The sequence below is a fragment of the Paenibacillus sp. J22P218 genome, from assembly GCF_056269195.1.
The window spans coordinates 140,613-161,805 of sequence record NZ_JBWDNL010000004.1; the positions used below are offsets into that span (position 1 = coordinate 140,613).

General features: G+C 50.3%; 18 protein-coding genes. 2 read left to right on the forward strand and 16 right to left on the reverse strand.

Translation table 11 applies throughout. The annotated features are described in order from the left end of the window. Positions 1-41 precede the first annotated feature (41 nt). Both AC0YN0_RS18745 and AC0YN0_RS18750 read left to right on the forward strand, forming a co-directional pair. Entirely contained in the window at positions 42-1,523 is a 1,482-nt protein-coding gene (locus AC0YN0_RS18745) for an O-antigen ligase family protein (protein WP_475822624.1), read from the forward strand. A 99-nt stretch (positions 1,524-1,622) separates the two neighbouring features. Then, on the forward strand, positions 1,623-3,731 hold the full coding sequence (locus AC0YN0_RS18750; RefSeq protein WP_475822625.1) for an S-layer homology domain-containing protein: 2,109 nt from the start codon (positions 1,623-1,625) through the stop codon (positions 3,729-3,731). 349 nt (positions 3,732-4,080) lie between these two features. Here AC0YN0_RS18750 and AC0YN0_RS18755 read toward each other — a convergent pair whose 3' ends face one another. The 16 genes from AC0YN0_RS18755 to AC0YN0_RS18830 form a co-directional block, all read right to left on the reverse strand. Beyond that, complete coding sequence (locus AC0YN0_RS18755; protein WP_475822626.1) at positions 4,081-5,643, reverse strand: NADH-quinone oxidoreductase subunit N; 1,563 nt, start codon at positions 5,641-5,643, stop codon at positions 4,081-4,083. Between the two features lie 3 nt (positions 5,644-5,646). Continuing rightward, complete coding sequence (locus AC0YN0_RS18760) at positions 5,647-7,281, reverse strand: complex I subunit 4 family protein (RefSeq protein ID WP_475822627.1); 1,635 nt, start codon at positions 7,279-7,281, stop codon at positions 5,647-5,649. Continuing rightward, the gene (gene nuoL / locus AC0YN0_RS18765) at positions 7,278-9,152 is read right to left on the reverse strand and encodes an NADH-quinone oxidoreductase subunit L (protein WP_475822628.1); all 1,875 of its coding nucleotides are present in this window, start codon (positions 9,150-9,152) and stop codon (positions 7,278-7,280) included. Before nuoL ends, AC0YN0_RS18760 begins: the two co-directional genes overlap by 4 nt. Positions 9,153-9,161: 9 nt before the next feature. Further along, complete coding sequence (gene nuoK, locus AC0YN0_RS18770) at positions 9,162-9,464, reverse strand: NADH-quinone oxidoreductase subunit NuoK (RefSeq protein WP_442049490.1); 303 nt, start codon at positions 9,462-9,464, stop codon at positions 9,162-9,164. Between the two features lie 4 nt (positions 9,465-9,468). Next, on the reverse strand, positions 9,469-9,984 hold the full coding sequence (locus tag AC0YN0_RS18775; protein ID WP_475822629.1) for an NADH-quinone oxidoreductase subunit J: 516 nt from the start codon (positions 9,982-9,984) through the stop codon (positions 9,469-9,471). Next, positions 9,985-10,434: an NADH-quinone oxidoreductase subunit NuoI gene (gene nuoI / locus AC0YN0_RS18780; protein WP_337103918.1), complete on the reverse strand. Its 450-nt coding sequence runs from the start codon at positions 10,432-10,434 to the stop codon at positions 9,985-9,987. Between the two features lie 15 nt (positions 10,435-10,449). Continuing rightward, positions 10,450-11,466: an NADH-quinone oxidoreductase subunit NuoH gene (gene nuoH / locus AC0YN0_RS18785; protein WP_475822630.1), complete on the reverse strand. Its 1,017-nt coding sequence runs from the start codon at positions 11,464-11,466 to the stop codon at positions 10,450-10,452. Then, entirely contained in the window at positions 11,466-12,566 is a 1,101-nt protein-coding gene (locus AC0YN0_RS18790; protein ID WP_442049493.1) for an NADH-quinone oxidoreductase subunit D, read from the reverse strand. Before AC0YN0_RS18790 ends, nuoH begins: the two co-directional genes overlap by 1 nt. 6 nt (positions 12,567-12,572) lie before the next feature. After that, positions 12,573-13,361 (reverse strand): NADH-quinone oxidoreductase subunit C, encoded by a 789-nt coding sequence (locus AC0YN0_RS18795; protein WP_475822631.1) that lies wholly within the window; start codon positions 13,359-13,361, stop codon positions 12,573-12,575. Next, entirely contained in the window at positions 13,262-13,780 is a 519-nt protein-coding gene (locus tag AC0YN0_RS18800) for a NuoB/complex I 20 kDa subunit family protein (protein ID WP_337103914.1), read from the reverse strand. The genes AC0YN0_RS18795 and AC0YN0_RS18800 overlap by 100 nt, the downstream gene beginning before the upstream one ends. Beyond that, complete coding sequence (locus AC0YN0_RS18805; RefSeq protein ID WP_475823032.1) at positions 13,765-14,109, reverse strand: NADH-quinone oxidoreductase subunit A; 345 nt, start codon at positions 14,107-14,109, stop codon at positions 13,765-13,767. The genes AC0YN0_RS18800 and AC0YN0_RS18805 overlap by 16 nt, the downstream gene beginning before the upstream one ends. 127 nt (positions 14,110-14,236) lie before the next feature. Continuing rightward, positions 14,237-15,478, reverse strand: a complete 1,242-nt coding sequence (locus AC0YN0_RS18810; RefSeq protein WP_475822632.1) for a GerAB/ArcD/ProY family transporter — start codon at positions 15,476-15,478, stop codon at positions 14,237-14,239. A gap of 7 nt (positions 15,479-15,485) precedes the next feature. Then, on the reverse strand, positions 15,486-15,725 hold the full coding sequence (locus tag AC0YN0_RS18815; RefSeq protein WP_475822633.1) for a hypothetical protein: 240 nt from the start codon (positions 15,723-15,725) through the stop codon (positions 15,486-15,488). Positions 15,726-15,734: 9 nt separating this feature from the next. Then, positions 15,735-16,985, reverse strand: a complete 1,251-nt coding sequence (locus tag AC0YN0_RS18820; RefSeq protein ID WP_475822634.1) for a Ger(x)C family spore germination protein — start codon at positions 16,983-16,985, stop codon at positions 15,735-15,737. Beyond that, the gene (locus AC0YN0_RS18825) at positions 16,982-18,595 is read right to left on the reverse strand and encodes a spore germination protein (protein WP_475822635.1); all 1,614 of its coding nucleotides are present in this window, start codon (positions 18,593-18,595) and stop codon (positions 16,982-16,984) included. Before AC0YN0_RS18825 ends, AC0YN0_RS18820 begins: the two co-directional genes overlap by 4 nt. A gap of 252 nt (positions 18,596-18,847) precedes the next feature. Beyond that, complete coding sequence (locus tag AC0YN0_RS18830; RefSeq protein WP_475822636.1) at positions 18,848-21,070, reverse strand: methyl-accepting chemotaxis protein; 2,223 nt, start codon at positions 21,068-21,070, stop codon at positions 18,848-18,850. Positions 21,071-21,193: the final 123 nt, after the last annotated feature.

Genomic DNA, 21,193 nt, shown 5'->3' on the forward strand with positions numbered 1-21,193 from the left:
TATCTTCTTTCATTTTAGAAAATTTGATTATGGAGACCAATATGACTAATTCCGTTTCTTATGCCGTTATTCTAATGTATTTTGTTTTCGGCTTTATCTTTAACGGGTATTTTTTTGAGACATCCTTATTGTTCATGAATGCACTTCTAATACTTGCCTTCCTGCTTGTACTCTGGCTTCAAAAATCACTCTTGATCAACTGGCTGCACATTGGAGTTATTCTCTATGTCGCATGCTACTGGATCGCTTGTTTGTACGCGGTCGATTTGGAAGCGGCTCTCCTTGAAGCGTCGAGAGTAACTAGCCTCATCCCGTTATCCTTCCTTGTTATGAACCTCTCCTCACGTCACTTATCGAAGTTATATTCCAGTTGGAACTTCCTTGGCCTTATTCTCGTTGCCGTAGGCGTATTATTCCATATGGAGCGCAACGGACGGCTGGAATCTTTACTGTATTACGCAAACACTTTGGCTATCATCCTTCTCGTAAACTTGCTGCTAAGTATGTTCTCCTTCTCTAAATCCCAGATCAAAATCCACCTGATTACAATGACAATAACTGCTACCGGCCTGTTATTAACGTTCTCCCGTTCCGTTTGGATTTTGTGGTTGCTATCCATTATCGCCGCCATTGTTTTTAACCCGCGAATGCGAGCTTTGTCGACGCTGTTATACGTTGCGGCAAGCCATGCAGCTGGATTATTACTCGCAATGGCAATTAAACAAGATATGTTGTTTTTTTTAGGTCGCGTCTCCAGTATCCAGGCAAGCACGCCGGAATTTCAAATCAGGTTGACCTATTGGAAAGACAGCATCTCCCTATTTACCGATTACTTTTGGGGCGGCTCGGGCGGGGGCGGCTGGGCGGGTCTGCAACATTTGTACCAATCGCAGCCTTACTTCGTGAAATACATACATAATCATTTTGTCCAGGTAGCACTAGACATAGGTCTAATCGGACTCATAATCTGGTTGACAATACTTATTGTTTTCTATAGAACAGCAATTGCCGAAGTACGGACTCAAAAAGAGGGAGTAGACTTGTACAAGAAAGAAACACTACTCATTGTATCGGTCATGTTACTGCATGCCGGTTTTGATTTCGATCTTAACTTCCCGGTAGTTTTCGCCATGTTCATTTGCCTTATCATGCCCATATCCTCAAGGACTCCCATAGTACTGAAGACGGGAGCCATTAAGCTTTCAGCATTAAGTATGGTTGCCGCCCTTGCCATTATCTTTTTTGTATGGATGGGAACAGCCTACCATTGGATGAATCAAGGCATAAGGGCCGCAAAGAACGAGCAATTTGTAACAGCAGTGAGCCACCTTTCGAAGGCTGAACATTCAATTCCGTGGTCGCATTCAATCTTATACGAATCTGCAAAAGTATATATTAGAAAGGGAAATGCGACTCAAGACAGGAAATATTTTGAATCGGCCAAACAACAGCTCGAGCTGGCAATCGCTAAAGTACCTCATCAACAGCTTTATACTGATTTAGTGGAAGAATTGAATAAATAGGAATTTCATCAAAATGTTGAATGGGACTGGTAAAATTGTCCTACGGTTGATATAGTAGAAAAGTATTTGTAAATAACTAGGAATCAAGGAGGAGAAGACTTGAAAAAAAGCTTTCGCAGTAAGCTTAGTGCATCACTTATCTCACTATTATTATTATCATCGCTATTACCCGTTCTTGCTTATGCCGCTACTAGTATTGGTTTCTATTACAATGCTGAGACCGGAATGCTCCATGGCGAAATTTACACTTCAGATCCGGACGCGGTGAGTATTGAATTATTCAACGAATCAGAAGCGATCGAAGAGCAAATGATTCCAGAAACAAATTCTTTTTACGAAAGTTACGATGACAACAACACTCGTTATTATTCCGTTTCTTACAGTGCATATGTGGGAGAACAACAGCCTACAAATATTAAACTAACAGAGAACGAAACTACATATGATATAAATTTAACGACTGAAGGCAGATATACTTATTACTATGATCCAGATGTATACTTGGACGCTTACCGTATACAGGGCCAACAATTTTTCAACGGACTATTGAAGAACCGATTCCTAAAAAGCGGTCAAAAGCTCGTTTCGTTCACTCCTGAGCGCAGTGGACATAATTCAATTGAAATACTTCTCCCGAGAACCGTATCGAGTATTGACACAGTGTATAACCCAGATACCACCCTGGCATCAGACTTCCTTTTAACAGACACAACCATATCCGAAAGCGTATACGCTTCTGCTATCAAACCGAGCTATTATTGGATTGACGGTGACGGCCCGCAAGACGACATGGGACGGCTGCTATTGACTTTCGAACAACCGCTGGTCGAAGGTCATACTTACTTGCTTTCCCTATCCGACCTCAGTGAAGGAAATGAGATTAAGCTTCCGAAAGCTGGTCGTAACTACTCTGTTGAATTAAGATACGGTGATGTTGTTTCCTATTTTGTCGAGGAATATCAGAAGCAATTACATTTTATCGATAGCAAAAACGTTGTCGATTTTAAAAACGTTTCAATCTCATCCGGAGATACAACGACGCCATCACCTGATCCGAGCACCGAAGTACCTGAAGTTGAAACGCCAAAGCCCGAAGAAAACAAACAATCCATTAGCGCCGACAGCTTGTCTTCCGGCAAAGAAGGCCAAGTGACGATTCCTTTGACTGATGGAAAAGAAGAAGTCCTTCTGCCTGTCAATGCCGCTACTCTACTTGGAGACAATAAGCTTCAATTAGAAGGCAAAGAAATAACAGTCGATATCCCAACAAGCGTACTAAAAGAGTTGCAAGGCTTATTAACGGCAGATCAGCTTGATGGCGCACAAATCGCTTTCTCCTTCAATAAGGTTTCCGATTCTTCTGCACCAGGGCTTCTCAAAGATGCAGCAGACAAAAACAATGCAGGATTAAAAGCGGCAGGCGACATTTACGACTTCTCTTTGTCCGTTATTACGAAGGACGGAAAAGTTGTATCATTAAGCCAATTCAAAGAACCGATTACGATTAGCTTTAAGGTAAGCGGAGACGTGAACAAAAACCTGGTTGGTGTGTACTTCATCTCCGATGAAGGCAACCTCGAATTTGTAGGAGGTGAAGTCATCGACGGTGAAATTAGCGTTGAAATTTCCCACTTCAGCAAATATGCCGTATTAGAATACGATAAAATATTTGCTGACGTAGCAGCATCGCATTGGGCGCACAACACGATTAAAGCACTGGCCGCCAAACATATTATTCAAGGCGTGTCCGAAGATCGTTTTGCTCCGCAAGAGAACGTAACGCGAGCTGAATTCGTGGCGATGATCGTTAAAGCTCTCGACCTCAAAGCTACGGGAACTGCAGAATTCGAAGACGTTAGCGCTGACGCTTGGTATGCAGAAGCGGTGGCTGCGGCAAGCCAAGCGGGAATCGTTAACGGATTGGACAACACAACGTTTGCTCCTACTGCAAAAATTACCAGAGAGCAAATGGCTACGATCCTAGTTAAAACAATCGAATTGAGAACAGGCAAAAGTTTAAATGCAAAAGCTGAATCAACCTTTATCGATCGTGACGAAGCTGCAGCATGGGCGTTGAAATATATCGACGTAGCTTCAGAAGCTGGACTAGTCCAAGGACGTGAAGGCAATCAGTTTGCCCCAAAAGCGCTGTTAACGCGTGCAGAGAGCGCTCAGGTTGTCTTCTCCTTGTTAACAGGCACTAAGTAATCAATTAGCACTAATATTTAAAGAAAAAACAGAGGCTGCCCCGGTCCAAAACCGGTATACAGCCTCTGTTTTTTTCTACGACTGGCCCTTTAGCATACAGAAAGATACGTTTAACAAATTAACGGGAATTTCTCCCGTTACTTCTGAGTTCCCCGCCTACTTTCGAACAAATAGATGGAATTCCTCCTGCTAATATCACCGCTTTTCAGCCAAATGGGTACTTTCGTTGAAATTAACGTGAGAAACTCCCGTTATTCCACATTTCCGCTTGATACTCTGCGAAATAACGGGAGTAATTCCTGTTATTCCAACAGTAACCAGACTAATGTGTGACGTTGATTGAGCTTCTTTATTCCAATGGAATAAGCAGATCCACCTGCAAAGAAATAACCGACTCGATCCCTTCCATCACCACTCCCGGGAATAAGCCTAGCGCCAGCGTAGCCGCCACGCATAACCAGATCACAATGCCCGTAGTTGCAGGCACCTTGATCTCATCCTCCTCGCTCGAGCTGCGCATGAACATTTGCCGGATGAAGCCAAAGTAGAAGTAGTAGGAAATGACGCTGCTCACTACCATTATCGCTACGAGCCAATAAGCCTTTGCGTTAGCCGCCCCGATCAGGATGAACAGCTTGCCGAAGAAGCCGCCCGATATGGGCAGTCCCGCCAGCGATAACAGAAGCACCACCATCGCGGCAGCCGTCCACGGCGCTCGGTAGTACATCCCAGCAAAATCTTTCATTTCTCCTTCGCCCGGGGTACGGCTTACTGCCGTCAACACGGCGAAAGCGCCGACCGTCATGAACAGATACGCGATCAAGTAATAAATAAATTCAGAGAAGTTGCTGCTATGTACGATGGTAATCGAGAGGCCGATCGGCACGAGCAAATATCCGGCATTGGCTACGCCGGACAAAGCAAGCAGCCGCTTCACCTGCTTCTGGCGCAGCGCCGCCGTTGTGCCTACAAGCATACCGGCAGCCGCCAGCACAAGCAGCGCAAAAAATACGTCCTTCGTTATATACGCATCAAGCCCCGTCGTCGCAAAGTAAGCCGTGTTATACATGATGCGGAAGACTGCGGCCAACGCCGCGCCTTTGGAGACGACAGCGAGGAAAGCGGCCACTGGCGTCGGCGCCCCTTGATAGACATCCGGCGCCCAGGCGTGGAAAGGCGCTGTCGCGATTTTTAACCCGAAGCCTGCAAGGATGAAGAAGAAGCCTACATACAGCAGCGCCTTGAAGTCTTCTATCGCCTCTGGAATCGCCGCGCCTATCTGTCCCAGATCGACCGATCCCGTCACCCCGTACAAATACGACATTCCGAACAAAATGAAGGCAGACGATATGCCTCCCGTTACGAGATATTTGAAAGCCGCCTCCGCCGATTTGGAAGACTTCTTCCGCATGCCAACCAATATATAACTCGTAATGCTCAACAGTTCAAGTCCAATATACAGGGAAATAAGATTGCCGGAAGAAGCCATCGCCATCGCGCCTACGACCGCAGGCAGCAGCAAGTAAAAATATTCCGCCCGATCCGTAATCGCGTCGTCGTCCTTAGTAGAGCCGATAGCGAGCAGCACGATAAGCGCAGCACCCGCCAGAAACACAAGCTTGAGCAGACTGCTGAAGTCGTCTATGCGATAGCTGTTCGCAAGCAGCTGGGTCGTCTCCGCCGCTGCGTCCCCTCCGCTATTACGATCAAGCAACTGCCAAATCACAAGCCCCAGCGATAGAAGCAGCGAACCTAACGTCAGCCAGCCTCCAATCCAAATCCGATTCATACGCTTCGGCAGAAGGAGATCCAGCAGCACGATAATAATGAATAAGACGGATAACGATAATTCAGGGGCAAGATGGAGCATATCCGCCCATGTCAGCGGCACAAAAGAATCAGCTTCATGCATCGTCTATCCCCCCGCCCTTGTTGCAAGTAATCGTGCGAATAAATCACCCATGCTGTATTGCACCGTGTCGGTCAATATGGATGGGTAGCAGCCGAGCAGCAGGATGAACGCAAGCAATACAATCATCGGTACGGCTTCGATCAGCCGCGCATCCTTAAGCGCAGCATAGGATTCCGACATTGGACCGAACGTGATCTTTAGAACGCTTCTTAATACGTATACCGCTGTCAAAATAATGCCGAGAACGGCTGCCGCCGCAAGCCACCTCATCGATTCGAACAGCCCGAGCAGCGCCAGCAGCTCGCCCACAAACCCCGATAACCCGGGCAAACCAAGCGACGCAAGTCCGGCAGCGAGCAGCACTCCGCTCATGAACGGCAATGAACTTGCCAGTCCTCCCAGCTCCGAGAGCTCCGTCGTTCCCGTTCGTTCATATAAGCTTCCTACAAGAAGAAATAACAATGCCGATATAAGTCCATGCGATACAAGCTGGAATATCGCGCCTTGCAGTCCAATTTCGTTGAACGCCGCAAAACCTAACAGTACAATACCCATATGACTGATCGAGGAGTACGCCAATACGAGCTTCAGCTCCGTCTGTCTGAACGCAAGCACCGCTCCGTACAAAATATTAATGACTCCTAACACGGCGAGTACAGTCGCCCATGCTTTCGCTTGTTCAGGGAAGAGAAGCAAGCCAAAGCGCAGCAAGCCGTACGCGCCCATCTTGAGCAATATGCCCGAGTGAATCATAACGACAGACGGCTGCGCTTCCGTATGCACCTTGAGCATCCAAGTATGGAACGGGAAGATCGGCAGCTTAATGCCGAAAGCAACGAGCAGCATAATAAATAACGTCCATTGCATCCCATCCGTCATCGCAAAAGGATTAATCGTCCCCATCATGCTAACGGCCGGTTGATTAACCATCGCTTCTGTATCGGTCATGTTGCGGATGATATCCGCATAGCTGCCGCTGTAGATATATTGTACCTGCTCACCGATCGTCTCCACACGGAAGCCGGCCGTATTCACGAGTATAACAAAGGCGATTAACATAATCGCCGAGCCAAGCCCGTTGTAAATCAAGAACTGGTTCGCAGCCTTTTCCCTGTTGAAGTACCCCCAAATACCGATTAAGAAATACATAGCCACGAGCGTCAGCTCGAAGAATACGAAAAATAAGAACACGTCTCGGGCGAGAAAGACGCCCAGCATCCCGAACTCGAGCAGCAGAAACCAAATGAAAAACGACTTCCATCGTTTCTTCACATGGAAGGCTGCAAGTGCAGCCATAGCAGTAACAAGACTCGTGAGCAAAACAAGCGGCAATGATAGTCCGTCTACGCCCAGCTCATATTGAAGTCTGAACGTAAAGGCGCTAACGCTCGGATGCAGCTCCTTGTTAAGCGGCATTTCAATCCAGTCCAGCTGCTCCTCATAAACGGCGCCGCTCTGCTGCTTGTCATAATCGGCATACAGCCAGAAGGAGAGGGCAAGCGGGATCAGCGTCGTAATAACGGCCGCTATCTTCAATAGACTTCCACGATGCTTAGGGAGGAACAATAGGACAAGCAGCCCTAGCAGCGGCGACAGCAATAGGAAGGAAAGAATCGGAATATCGGGCAGGATGCTCATGACCAGAACCTCCTTCCGACTATTGCGAGAACAATGATAACGAGCCCTAGGACGGCTGCAATGCCGTACGTTTGTACTTGGCCGCTCTGCAGTCTTACTGCTGCTTTGCCAGCCGAATCAGTAGCTGTCGATACGAGACGGACAGCCCCGCCGATGACATATTCATCAAGAGCCGTAAGCAGTGTGCCTAGACTTTTGAACGGTTTTACAATAATACGTTCATAGCTTTCATCGATATAGTACTTGCGTTCAAGCAGCTTTATCAATCCTGGCGCTTTCTCAGCAACAATGCCGCGACTCACGCTGCCCTTCACATAGATCAGCCAGCCGAGATAGATGCCTAATACGCCGACGGCAATTGAAGCAATAATCGCAATGCCGCTGCTGTGCGCTTCCTCTACTGCCCCTTCGCTTAGCCATGAGCCTAACGCACCGTTCCAGGGCGTCTCCACGAATCCGGATACGACTGCAAGCACGGCGAGCACGATTAGCGGAATCGTCATGACCGATGGCGACTCATGCGCCCCACCTAATGATGTCCGCGGTTTGCCCATGAATACGAGGAAGAACAGTCTCGCCATATATAGAGCCGTGCAGAACGCGGTCAACAGGCCGACAACGAACAGCAGCTTGTTCTCTTCCAGCGCTACCGATAGAATAAGATCCTTCGACCAGAAGCCGGATAACGGCGGAATACCGGAGAGAGCAAGTGCGCCGATGCCAAATGTCCACGCGGTTGTTCGCATCCTAGAGCCCAATCCGCCCATTTCTTGAATGTTCTGCGTATGTACCGCATGAATAATGCTGCCCGCTCCAAGAAACAGCAGCGCTTTGAAGAATGCATGCGTGAACAGGTGGAAGATGCCGCCCGTAAGCGAGCCGAGCCCAAGCGCCATCATCATATAGCCTAGCTGGCTCACGGTTGAATAAGCTAATATCCGCTTAATATCGTTTTGCGCCAGCGCAATACTCGCCGCGAAGATAGCCGTGAAGCCTCCAATATACGCGACGGTTTGCATCGCTGCCGCCGAATCGAGGAAAATATCATACGTCCTCGCAATGAGAAAGACGCCCGCCGCCACCATCGTAGCCGCATGGATCAAGGCGCTGATCGGCGTCGGACCTTCCATCGCATCAGGAAGCCAGACATGGAGCGGGAATTGACCGGACTTACCGACCGCTCCTAAGAAAATGAGCAACGCGATTAACGTAGACAGCTCCGTCGTTATCGCGCTCGATTGTCCGTCGAAAACGCTCTGGATCATCGTAAACTCGAGCCGATGATCCGGCATGTACCAGAAGAGCAGCAGAATAGCGACTAGCAGCCCGGCATCACCGATCCTTGTCACGATGAACGCCTTCTTGGCGGCCGCTTTCGCTGCTGGCTTCGCATACCAGAAGCCGATGAGCAGGAAGGAACATACGCCTACCAGCTCCCAAAATATATAAAGCGATAACAAATTATCGGATAAGACAAGTCCAAGCATCGAGAACGTGAACAAGGACACATAGCCGTAATAGACGGTAATCCGCTCATCGTTCTTCATATATCCTGCTGAATAAATACTAACGAGCAGACTGACAAGCGTCACGACGACGAGCATCAGCGAGGTTAAGTTCGTCACTTCGAAGCCGATTCGCAGCGTGTATTCGCCGATCTTAATCCAATCGAATGATTTGTTATAATCGACCGCATTATCGCCAAGCCTGCCGATCAGCACGAGCATCGACAGCAGGAACGCCACCAATGCGCCTGCAGAGCCGATCGCTATTCCGGCACGCCGGTAGCTTCTGCCAAGCGCCGTAAGAAGGAGGAACGCCGCCAGCGGAAGCAGCGGAATAAGCCATGCCGCCTTTGTATACATCTCCATTTGCTAACGTCACCTCTTCATTTCGTCGTATTCGTCCACATTCACCGTTCCTCGCGAGCGGAACAGAGCGATCAAGATCGCAACACCTACAGCCGCTTCCGCAGCTGCCACCGTTATCGTAAATAAAGAGAAGATCTGACCGGTAAGCGCCGGTACGACACCGTATTTCGAGAACGCGACCAAGTTCAGGTTGACCGCATTCAGCATCAGCTCAATCGACAGCAAAACGATGACCGCGTTCCGCTTCACCAAAGCTCCGTACAGCCCGATGCAGAACAAAATAGCAGCCATCGTCAAGTAGGATGGAAGCATCGTATTAATCCGCCTCCTTCTTGGCCAGGACAATCGCGCCGATGAAGGCTACCGTCAGCAGCACCGAGAGCAGCTCGAACGGAATGATATAGCCTGTATACAGCGTCATGCCAATAGCCATTGTATTGTCTTCGCCCGCTTGGAACGGCGCAGGCTCTGGGAAGGTCGTCATGCGAATGGCATAGAACAGTATCCCGAACAGACTAAGCGCGCCGATAATCGCAAGCGCCTCCTTAAGCGGCTTCACTGGCCCTTGCTCCGCAGACTGATGCTTCGTCATCATAATGCCGAAGATCATCAGAATCGAAATGGCTCCCGCATAGATCAGTACTTGCACGAAAGCGACGAACTCCGCCTCGAGCAGGACGAACATGCCGGCGAGGCCGAGGAAGACGGCCGCCATCGAGACGACCATATGAACGACCTTCTCCAGCGTAATCATCAGCACCGCGCCGCAAATCATAATCGCGGAGAATATAAAAAAAGCGGCGTACTCTCCCGTAAAATCAATATTGAACAATTATTTGGCGCCTCCTTTGGCCGGCGCTCCGATATTGTTGTTATCTTCGCGAACGAGCGTGTTGTTATCGGTCAGCCACTCTACGTCCTTGAACAGATCGTCGCGGCTGAACGTCGACAGTTCGAAGTGATTCGTCATCACAATCGCTTCCGTCGGACATACCTCCGTGCATAAGTCGCACAAGATGCATATTTCGAAATTCAAGTCGAACGTATCAATCACTTTGCCCTTTTTCTCCGGGTCGGGATTCGGCTTGCCCGTCAGCGTAATGCAATCCGTCGGACAGATGCGCGCGCATTGGTTGCAGACGATGCACAGATCCGGGATGAAATGCTGAATGCCGCGGAAACGATCGGGCATCAGAATCGGCACGTCCGGATAAGAGGTCGTAACTTTTGGAGCTGTCATCGATTTAAGCGTAACGCCAAGGCCCTTCAGCATACCGTTCATTGCCTATTCCCCCTCTTAATTTTTGATGAACAGCTCCAAGTAGACAGCGGTCGCAAACACGTTAAGCAACGACAACGGCAGCAGCACCTTCCAACCGAGTCCCATCAGTTGATCGACGCGTATCCGCGGAAACGTTGCCCGAATCCAGAACAAGAAGAAGACGATGCACACGAACTTGAGCAGAAACCATAGGATGCCCGGCACAAAATCGAGGAAAGGCGCAGGCGCATGCCAGCCGCCGAGGAACAGCACCGTCGTTAGCGCAGCAATGGCATACACGTACACATACTCCGACAGCATGAAGAAGGCGAAGCGGAAGCCACTGTACTCGACATGATAACCGGCCACCAGCTCGGATTCCGCCTCCGGCAAATCGAAGGGCGTCCGGTTCAGTTCGGAGACGGCCGCGATAATAAAAACGACGAAGCCGATAAGCTGGGGAAGGAAATTCCAGTTCCAAAACCAGCCGCCCGATTGGGCTTCTACAATGTCGCGAAGATTAAGACTGCCGCTCAGTAGAATGACTCCGACTACCGAAATGACGAGCGGCACCTCGTAGCTAATCATTTGAGCGGCGGAGCGCATGCCCCCGAGCAGCGCATACTTGTTATTGGAAGCCCAGCCGCCAATTACGATGGCAAGCGTCGATATGCCCGACAACGCCACATAATAGAGTAAGCCGACGTTCAGATCGGCAAAATATAGGTTTTGCGTATAAGGCAGCACGACAAGTACAGCGAATGCGGGCACATAAGCTAGCGCCGGCGCAAGAATGAACAGCAGCCGATCCGCCTTTCGCGGGATTGTATCTTCTTTAATCAGAAGCTTGAAGATATCGGCTACCGTCTGCAGCAAGCCGAACGGGCCGACGCGATTCGGACCGATGCGAAGCTGCATCCAGCCGATGACTTTGCGCTCGAAGTAAATGGCATACGTGACGAAGCCAAGCACGATGACTAAGAATACGACACCCCACAGGAACATCATGAGGGCGCTGCCCCAAGTAAGCGGCTCGCTTAACCATGCTCCCATTAGCAATCGACCTCCCCGACGACAATATCGACGCCGCCCAATATCGTAATGAGATTGGTCATTGTTTCTCCGACAAGCAGCTTAGGAAGCAATTGCAGATTAACGAAGGAAGGCCGGCGGAACTTAAGACGATACGGCTCCGCTTTACCCTTGGAGACGATATGGCAGCCGATCTCGCCGCGCGGCGATTCAATGCGCACATACACCTCGCCGGCGGGCGGTCTTATCGCGCGAGGCACCTTGCCCATTGTCTCGCCGCCTTGCGGAAATTGCTCTACGGCTTGCTTCAAGATGCGCAGACTTTGCTTAATTTCCTCTAGACGGATCCGGTAGCGTTCATAGCAATCGCCGCGCGTCCCAAGCGGCACGTCGAATTCGAAACGATCGTACAAGCTGTAGGGCTCCGCCTTGCGCAGATCCCAATCAACCCCCGTGCAGCGCAGATTCGCTCCGGAAAGTCCATAATCAATCGCCGTTGCCGCATCGTATTGCCCGATGCCCTTAATGCGCGCGAGGAAGATTTCGTTGCCGCTGACGAGCTTATCGTATTCCTCCAGCTTCTTCTCCATATAAGGGAGGAAGTCACGCACTTTATCCATCCAGCCCGGAGGCGCATCCCACTTCACTCCGCCGACACGCATATAGTTGTAAGTCAGCCTTGCTCCGCACAGCTCATTAAACAAATCGATAATGATTTCACGATCGCGGAACGCATAAAGAAACGGGCTCATCGCTCCAATATCGAGCAGATACGTTCCCCACCATACGAGGTGGCTTGCCACTCGCTGCAATTCCATCACGATGAGGCGCAGAAACTCCGCGCGAAGCGGAATCTCGAGTCCCATCATCGTCTCGACCGCATGAACGAGCACATAGTTGTTCGTCATGGCCGATACGTAGTCCATTCGATCGGTATAAGGAATAATCTGTGTAAAATTCAAGTTTTCCGCGATTTTCTCCGTGCCGCGATGCAAGTAGCCCATGACCGGCGTCGCTTCCGTAATGACCTCGCCGTCAAGCTTGACGATAATTCGGAATACGCCATGCGTGCTTGGATGCTGCGGACCAACGTTCAATAACAGCTCTTCTGTACGAATCATAGGCGGCTACACCTCCGAATCCAGCGGCTCATAATCTTTGCGAAGCGGGTGTCCAACCCAATCATCGGGCATCATAATGCGCCGCAGGTCGGGATGACCCGGGAAGTCGATGCCCAGCAAATCGTAAATTTCACGTTCGTTCCAATTCGCCGTCGCCCAGACCGGCGTAGCGGAGTGCACCGATGCGGCATCTCGATCGATCCGCACCTTGATCGCCGCTTCCAGCTTGCTGTCCAGCGCGATCATATGATACACAACTTCCATATGTGTCTCGTAATCGACGCCGGATACGTTGCGCAAGTAATTGAAGCGCAGCTCGTCATGCCCCTTCAGCATCGATGCTATGCTCCGCCAATGCTTATTATGTATAACGAGCGTCGGCATATCGCCATTCAGCTCGTTCAAGTACGACTCGACTATAGCTTCTTCGTCCTCTGTCTCTCGCTTCACGAGAGCGATGAGCAGATCAAGGTGCGGCTGCTTCGGTGATGGCGGCTTAGGCTCGGCAGGAGCGGCCTCCGCCGCTTCCGCATCCGCCTTCTCCTTCGCCGCCGCGCGAGCAGCCCGCGCTTCCGCTGCTGCCTTCAGCTTCGCCTCGCGCTCCGGATCTACCGCCGGCGCCGGCGGCTTCGCTGCATCGCTAGACTCCGCAGCCTCCGGTTTATCCTGCTTATCCTGCTTATCCTGCTCCTCGCTCATCGGCCCGTCACCCGCTTCCCGGTCTTCGCCTCGTAGCGGATCTTCTCCTGCAGCCGATTGATGCCGTAAATCAGCGCCGCCGGATTCGGCGGACATCCCGGGATGTACACATCGACGGGTACGATCTGATCGACGCCCTTAATGACCGAATACGACTTCACATACGGTCCGCCTGCCGTCGCGCAGGAGCCCATTGCAATAACCCACTTCGGCTCCGGCATTTGGTCGTATAGACGCCGAAGCAGCGGTCCCATCTTCTTCGTGACCGTTCCCGCGACGATCATAACGTCAGACTGGCGAGGCGACGTACGAAACATAACCCCGAACCGGTCCAAATCGTAATGCGATGCGCCCGTTCCCATCATTTCGATTGCGCAGCATGCAAGGCCGAACGTAAGCGGCCATAACGAATTGCTCCGCGCCCATGCCTTCAGCTGCTCCAAGGTTCCCATAAATACGTTGCGTTCCAGCTCTTTGCGCTCATCAAGTGAAATTGACTCTAGACTGAATTCCATTTCAGCACCTTCTTTTTCCAGGCATATAGAAGTCCAACAAGCAGCATTCCCGCAAATATGATCATTTCCACCAGCACAAAGAGGCCGAGCTTATTGTAAGCAACGGCCCAAGGGTATAAGAAAACGGTTTCGACATCGAAGATGACAAACATCAATGCAAATAAATAATAACGGATATTGAATCTAACCTGACCTTCACCAACCGGTTCGTTACCGCTTTCGTACGTCGTTTTCTTAAGCTCCGTCGGCTTATGAGGCCGAAGCAGCCTTCCGATAGTCAAAGCCGCAACCGGGAGCAAAATGCCCAGTACGATGAAAATTGCCACCATGACATAGTTGTTGGCGTAGTTTTCCACTCGGGTCGCCTCCGTCTGTTGGTTTGGCGCGGACTCGTGCCGCTTGGTCATTTTTTCATCACAATTATAACAAATGCTTCCACAGCCGTCTATGACGGAGTTACCCGTCCTCCCCGCCTGCTTGCGGCGCGGATTGCGCTCCCATAGCGGATTGTGACGATTCCTGCTGCTTAGACTCCGTCTGCTTCTCTTCTTGCTCTTGCTGATCGGAGGCAAGCTTTCCGTCAGTCAGATCCCGCTTACCGGTAATGACCGCGATAAGAAGCAGTAGGAGCGGGATAATAATGCCCTGAAGCGATGAATATAAGGTCCATACCCCCATTGCAATCTCCTTCGTATGAGCGATATTGCGATAGACGAGCATGGACAGCGGAACAATAACAAATGCGTACGGCAGGACAAGCGGTCTATACGTATGGAGGCCGACAACCTGCGCCGTTGTTACGGTGAGCGCATATACACATAAGACAAGCTTCATAAATACCGTTCCAATCCAAACCATCGCCACCAGTATTTCGACCCTAACTAATATTTCCTCGATATTAATATACTTAGCCATATCGTAAACCGAGAACGGGCTTCGAGTCACTTCACTTACCCCCATGACGCCAACGAGGTAAAAGGTCAATATGGTGCTCGAAGTGGTAAGGACGATCATCGACAGCTTAAGCGCTTTGCGCAAATTTGGCTTGTTTTGTTTTTGCACGAGCGGCAATATGGATGTGAAAAATACAAATTCGGCAATCGGAAAGCCGAGAATTGGATAGACCCCCTTAATCGGCCGCAGCAATCCCTTATATAAAATGGGCTCAAAATTGTGGAAGTTGAATTGGTTGGTGAGTGATACGAGAATGACGATAATGATCAGCATCCCCCAGGTGAAAAGAATCTCGCCTGTACGCGCAATGGTTTCTATCCCTAAGTACACGCCATACACCACAACGAGCATAAACGTACTATTAATGAACCACGCTGGCGTCTGCGGCAATACAGACAAGCCTAGGAAATCGGATATATTCCTTAGTACTAGCGAGCTTAATATAAGAAAAAATATAATGTAGGTTATGCTGAGAAGCTTGCCTGCCCATACGCCGATCAGCTTCTGTGCATATTGCGCCAGCGACATATTCGGAAAGCGTTCGGCAAGCGCCAAATAAATCATGAGCACGAAATAATTAATAGGCCCGGCAAGCAGCATCGACACCCAACTATCCTGCTTGGCGATGACCGTGACGGCTGTTGGCAGGATGAGCGTCGAGCTTCCCATTGCGAACATGAAGACCATCTTCGCCGATTGCCCCGGTGTAATCAACGAGTTGTTCAACCCTGCCGTTTTACTCAATTTCCATTCACCCCTTCTCGATCCATATAATTAACGGATTGTATATCGGCTTAAATAGAGCCATAATCATATCCAGCGGATTCGGAACTGGAAGTCCGAGCATCATAGGCGCGATAAGCGCAGCTGCTATCATTAATATAAAGATAGACCAGCCGCGCTCCTTGTACTGTCCGCGAACACCGTTACGAATCCATATAAGAACACCGCTGCCCGCTACAACAAGCATAGCTACGATTAAAGGAAGCATCCCGATCACTCACTCCACGATAGATTCGCTTCTTACGCCTGAACTGAGAATATTCGTCTTGCATTTGATAATGGACTGAACGAGCGGAAAATCTTCGTCCCAGTTTGCTTCCTTCCGCTTCCAAATCGAAGGCTTACGCATATAGATCTCTTTGCCCCAGCCAAGCGCATCCGAATTCATATCCTTTTGCAGGACACGAATCACCTCTTCTGCTTCCGCCTTAACCGTATCGCTCGTTAACTTTCCTATTTGCATTAAGACGCTCTCCTCCATGACCTTAATGCCTGGACACATAATCTCCTGGATGCCTCCCGTGAGCAGCAGATCTGCTTCGATGATTGGGTTGCCGTCCTTCCCCTGCTTCACATGGTATAAACGATTCGCTTCATGTATTTCTACCGTTAAGAAACCTTCCGACTCCGGACATGCAAGCTTGACAACCGTACTCTTCACCTTGCCCTTCAACCAAGCAAGACCGCGAGATTGCTTTGGCGTAAGAAAGCCGACCAGCTTACCTTCTTTAAGCACGCCCATTGATGCAAGGGAGGGGATCGTCTCCGGAGGAATGGTTGTTACGTTGTCCATCGTATTTCCTGCTGACTTATCCCCCTCGATACGCAAAGATGGGATAACGCCTTGTTCTCTGCCTTTACCCGCCAATCGTGTAATGTCCTTAACAAATATCGCGTAATTGGTCCCGTATGCTAGCTCGTTCACCTCGATCATGGCATGAAACTGATTGACCGGGATCGACTCCGTCTGCGTCGTCGTCTGCAGCAGCTTGCGAGCGCTCGTTCCCCGCGCCAATGCAATCTGTATATCCGTTCGAATATCGGGGTTCCGTTCGATAAGATCAACAAGCGGATAAACGCCTCGCCTCGCCATGCTCTCGCTGATGATCAACATCTGTGTATGAGAGAAAAAAAGTCTGCGCGATGTCTTCGTCGTCATTTTGCGTATTGCCTCGAATACGGTATCTCCGGTCTCCGTGAATGACGTTACGCTCGGTCCACCGCCGCCGCCCTTGCTCTCTGATGCCACATTCTGCGGCAGGACGACCTGTACGGTAAGCTGCAGCTCTTGCTTGCCTGACGGATCGGGATCGATGCCAATTGCGAATACGACGCCCAGCTTGTCCAGATATCGTAAGTCCCAGCAGCCGCTAAGCAGCAGCAGAACGCCGACTGCCCCGATGACTCGTGCAGGGCGGACAGCCGCTCTTGCTCTTTGCAGCCATGCCCGGATTCGCTTCGCGGTCATTGCCCCGGCTCCTTCCTAGGCTCTGGGTCTACCTGCTGTCTCACTTTATTGTTCGACTTGATGCGCTGCGGACGTTCCTTCATTAGCCACAATGGTGCGCGAATGAAAGTATCCTTCAGATCGGCCATTACCATCGGCGCGAACGGTGTCATATACGGCACGCCAAACGATCTAATATTACACAGATGCAGCAGTATAAACAGGGTGACGAGCGCAATTCCATAGAAACCAAGCGTTGATGCGGCAAACAGCAGGAAGAAACGCAGCAGCCTGGCGGCAATACCGAGGCTGTAGTTTGGTGAAACGAAACTAGCTATTGCCGTGAACGAAACGACGATCACGACCGCCGGGGATACGATTCCCGCTTCTACGACCGATTGCCCGATAACGAGACCGCCAACAATCGATATCGTATTGCCGGCCGCACTAGGCATACGTACGACCGCTTCGCGCAATATTTCGAACACAAGTTCCATAACGAATGCTTCCAAATAGGCAGGAAACGGGACGCCCTCCCGCTGAGCCGCCAGCTTCAGCAGCAAAGGCGTTGGAATCATCTCCTGGTGGTAGCCTACGATTGCGACATAAATAGACGGCATTAGCAGCGCGATCATAAACGAAGCGAAGCGAAGCAGCCTTAAGAACGTCGCAATATCGTAACGTTGGTAATAGTCCTCCGCCGCTTGAAAAAATACGTTAAGCGTAGCCGGTACAATTAGTACGAACGGCGTACCGTCAACGAGAATCGCGATTCTTCCTTCCAGCAAGTTGCCGGCAACCGCATCTGGCCGTTCATTGCTCAGAACCGTTGGGAAAGGCGTCCATTTTTGATCGCTTATCAGCTCTTCGATGTAACCCGATTCCAATATGCCGTCAATCTTAATTGCTTTGAGCCGCTCCCGAAGGTCCGTTACCATCTCTTCGCCGGCAAGCCCCTTAATATACATGAAGCTGACCGGCGTCTGCGTAACATCGCCTATTGTCATTTGCTCCATCCACAGCTTCGGACTGCGAATCTTCCTTCGCAGCATCGCCGTGTTCGCGCGAATCGATTCCGTGAAGCCTTCGCGCGGACCGCGAATGACCATTTCGGTCTTCGGCTCTTCAATTCCCCGGCGAGCACCTCCGACAACGTTCGCGGCCAGCGCTTGCGTTTCTCCCTCCACCATAATGATGCAATACCCCATGAACAGCCTTTGGAAAACCATTTTCCAATCCTTCACATCCACGGCAAGACCGGTCGACAGCAGCTTCTTCTCCATCCACTTCAGCAACGGCATGCCCTGCTGCTCCGTCTCTACGTCATAACGATCTCGGTGTAAGGGTTGAATGACGAATTCATTCATCCGATCATCCTCGATCATTCCTTGGACATAAATAACCAGGATTGGCGTATTGCCAGAGTCGTTCAATTCTAGTTCGCGGTAAATAATGTCCGGACTTTCGCCCAGCTCGTTCTTGCACAATTCTATATTTTGCTTCAATGAGGAAGTAAGGGGCATGTCTGCCATTCGGTTCATTTGCTCTGATTCATGCTCGACCGCTTTGGTCAGCCTCTTCTCGTCTGTTGCGCCGCCCTTGCGCTTGCCTTGCACCATACGTCCCGACATATGCATCCGCTCCCTTACAGCCGAATAGTCTGCACTCATACTTATTAGGGATAGGATGCCTCTGGCATTCCATTATTATGTACATGCTAGTTTTTGGCGCACAAGGTGAAACGGCTAACGCCGTCCTTTGGCGGCGAGGCGCGTTTCATTCCGAGAAATATAGAGAAAGTATGGCGCAAGGATATACTTTCCTATATTTCAAAAAAGCCACAAGCCCGTTATAAAAAAACGGTGCCTGCGGCCCTTACTCATTTACCTGATTCTCGTATCGGTCAGCTTGAACTGTCCTACCAATTGCTGCAACAGCGTCGTAATCGATTCCACGCTTTGCGATGTCTGCCGGACATTGCTCATCTCGCCGATCAATTCTTTCACTTTGCCCTCAACATCGGATGAAACCTTTCGATTCTCTCGGCTGACAAGCGCGATCTTCTCCATCAGCTCGACAACCTCGTCAACGACCTGGGTTTTGCGCACATCCTCGGCATGTGCGGCAGCCAGTGTGCTTGCGGCAGTAGCTACAAGCTCCGTCCCTTCCTCCACGACCCGAGTTCCTTCATCCATGGAAGCATAGGCTTGTTTCGCTTCCTCATAGATATGCTGCGTAATCGCGTGAACCTCTTCCGTTGATTTTTTCGTCATATCGGCAAGCTTGCGAATTTCGGCTGCAACTACCGCGAAACCTCTGCCTTGCTCGCCTACGCGAGCCGCCTCGATCGACGCATTCAGCGCCAGCAAATTCGTCTGTGCCGATATTTCTTCTATAACTTGAAGCACGCCTCTAATCTCCTGCACAGTGGACATGAATTTATGAATCGTCTCATTTGTCTGTCCGACCTTCGCCGATATATGGAACATCTTATCGCCGATTCGATCAACCTCGGACTTCGCTACCGCTATTTGCGCCGCAGCCTGCTCTTCAAGCAGCCTTAGCGTAGCTCTCATATCATCGGCCGTATCCTTCGCCGTATCGATATCCTTAAGCTGCAATCTAATGCTGCCGATCATATCGCTGACTTTGCCGCTCACCCGCTCGGTCGATTGCGCCGTTACAGCGGCAGACTCATTGAGCACATGCTGGCTGGACAACACGTCCGCAGCGGCCAGCTTCACTTGCAGCATAATGCCTTCGAGCGAGTCAATCATATTGTTGATCCACTTCGCCAGCTCCTTCGATTCGTCGTTGTCGAACTCCGACAACTGGAGACGCTGCGTCAAGTCGCCCTTCCCTTCCGCATTCATACGAATAAAGGAATTCACCTTGCGCAAATGACTAACAACTCTGCTGGCTTCCTTGCGCTGGATCGTTCCGGCGATGAACACGCCGAAGATTAATGTGAATGCGAATACGGCGGCTGCCGCAACCCAAGGAGATACTGCTGAAGCGATAAGCCCAACAAGGAGTGCCGACAGCATACTGAGCAAGAGCATAGAACCCCATTGAATTTTGCGCTGTCTCCAGCCGATACTGCGAATCCGGTACACTTCCTCCAGATCGCCCTCGCACATCATGCCCCACTTGTCCGGGCAATGCGGCAGCTGGAACGTTACCCCTTTGCCGATTACAGAAATATGCCGGTAATCCGAGTACCCCGGGAATTGAACGAATAGATTGCTTCCGTTCCTGATCGTATTCGCTACACCTGGATGAAGCTGCCCTGTCGCTGGATCGGTGAACATCAGCTCCAGCTCGGTATGCTCCTTGATCGATACCGTTCCCCAGTCGGTTGTTACGCCATCCTTCAAGTTCTCGCCGTGCGTGAACGTTCGATCCTCAAATCGGCTGCGCGATAAAGCCGTTCCCGGAGCGATCTGGCGATTAAGGCCCGGTTCGGCCATAAAGATGTAGTTGTCGCCAGAGTCGGGATAGACGTGGCCCGATTCCCGTTGAATCAGGTCGCCAATGACATCATTCGGCACACGCGCGCAAACCGCAGCCCAAGCACCGCTCTCCGTCTTGAACGGGCAGATGAATAATAGCGTCATTTTATCGTGGAAGGAGGAAGAACGTGCGCCTAGCTTCAGCGTAATCGGATCGCTATAAGGTCCGAACAAGCATTTGCGCAAGCTGCCTTCTTGCGTTGCATAGACCAAACCGTTATAGATGGCGCTGCCTGAACGATACGATTGTCCGATATGATCGGCAAACGTAGAGTAGATAACGGTATGCTGCTCATCCATAATGAAGAGCTCCGTCACGTCAATTGCGCGTGCATATGTACGTTCAAGCAATCGTTCGATCGAAGGCTGATCTGCTGCGGATAGCTTAGACCCGATTCCGGTAAATACAGGTTTCAATTGACCCGCCAGTTGATCGAGCTGGTCCCAGTTCTCCATCGCCCACGTCGAGAGCAGCTCCTTTCGCGTATCCGCGATCCCCTCGAAGCTCTGCTCAACATCGTCCTTCAAATCTTTGTTTAATTGCCAAGAAATCCAGAGTGGAAACCCAACCTTCATCCCTAACCAATCGAACATGTCGCACTCCTCCTGCTCTTCTCTATCTACTAATGTTAACTATATTAACATAGGTTGATGGATATTTCATGCAGAAGTTTTATTTTTTTGTCGAAAAACATTCTAGTTTGACATGAATCTCGT

Bases quoted from the DNA above. Each gene is read 5' to 3' on its own strand.
- nuoK (WP_442049490.1), bottom strand. From the start codon at position 9,464: ATGCTTCCATCCTACTTGACGATGGCTGCTATTTTGTTCTGCATCGGG.
- AC0YN0_RS18830 (WP_475822636.1), bottom strand. From the start codon at position 21,070: ATGTTCGATTGGTTAGGGATGAAGGTTGGGTTTCCACTCTGGATTTCT.
- AC0YN0_RS18760 (WP_475822627.1), bottom strand. From the start codon at position 7,281: ATGAGCATCCTGCCCGATATTCCGATTCTTTCCTTCCTATTGCTGTCG.
- AC0YN0_RS18825 (WP_475822635.1), bottom strand. From the start codon at position 18,595: ATGTCGGGACGTATGGTGCAAGGCAAGCGCAAGGGCGGCGCAACAGAC.
- nuoH (WP_475822630.1), bottom strand. From the start codon at position 11,466: ATGGGAGCATGGTTAAGCGAGCCGCTTACTTGGGGCAGCGCCCTCATG.
- nuoL (WP_475822628.1), bottom strand. From the start codon at position 9,152: ATGGAGATGTATACAAAGGCGGCATGGCTTATTCCGCTGCTTCCGCTG.
- AC0YN0_RS18800 (WP_337103914.1), bottom strand. From the start codon at position 13,780: ATGGAATTCAGTCTAGAGTCAATTTCACTTGATGAGCGCAAAGAGCTG.
- AC0YN0_RS18790 (WP_442049493.1), bottom strand. From the start codon at position 12,566: ATGATTCGTACAGAAGAGCTGTTATTGAACGTTGGTCCGCAGCATCCA.
- AC0YN0_RS18805 (WP_475823032.1), bottom strand. From the start codon at position 14,109: ATGGTGGCAATTTTCATCGTACTGGGCATTTTGCTCCCGGTTGCGGCT.
- nuoI (WP_337103918.1), bottom strand. From the start codon at position 10,434: ATGAACGGTATGCTGAAGGGCCTTGGCGTTACGCTTAAATCGATGACA.
- AC0YN0_RS18820 (WP_475822634.1), bottom strand. From the start codon at position 16,985: ATGACCGCGAAGCGAATCCGGGCATGGCTGCAAAGAGCAAGAGCGGCT.
- AC0YN0_RS18815 (WP_475822633.1), bottom strand. From the start codon at position 15,725: ATGCTTCCTTTAATCGTAGCTATGCTTGTTGTAGCGGGCAGCGGTGTT.
- AC0YN0_RS18755 (WP_475822626.1), bottom strand. From the start codon at position 5,643: ATGCATGAAGCTGATTCTTTTGTGCCGCTGACATGGGCGGATATGCTC.
- AC0YN0_RS18795 (WP_475822631.1), bottom strand. From the start codon at position 13,361: ATGTCCGCCGAATCCGGCGGCGCTGATTTACGGCATCAATCGGCTGCA.
- AC0YN0_RS18745 (WP_475822624.1), top strand. From the start codon at position 42: ATGACTAATTCCGTTTCTTATGCCGTTATTCTAATGTATTTTGTTTTC.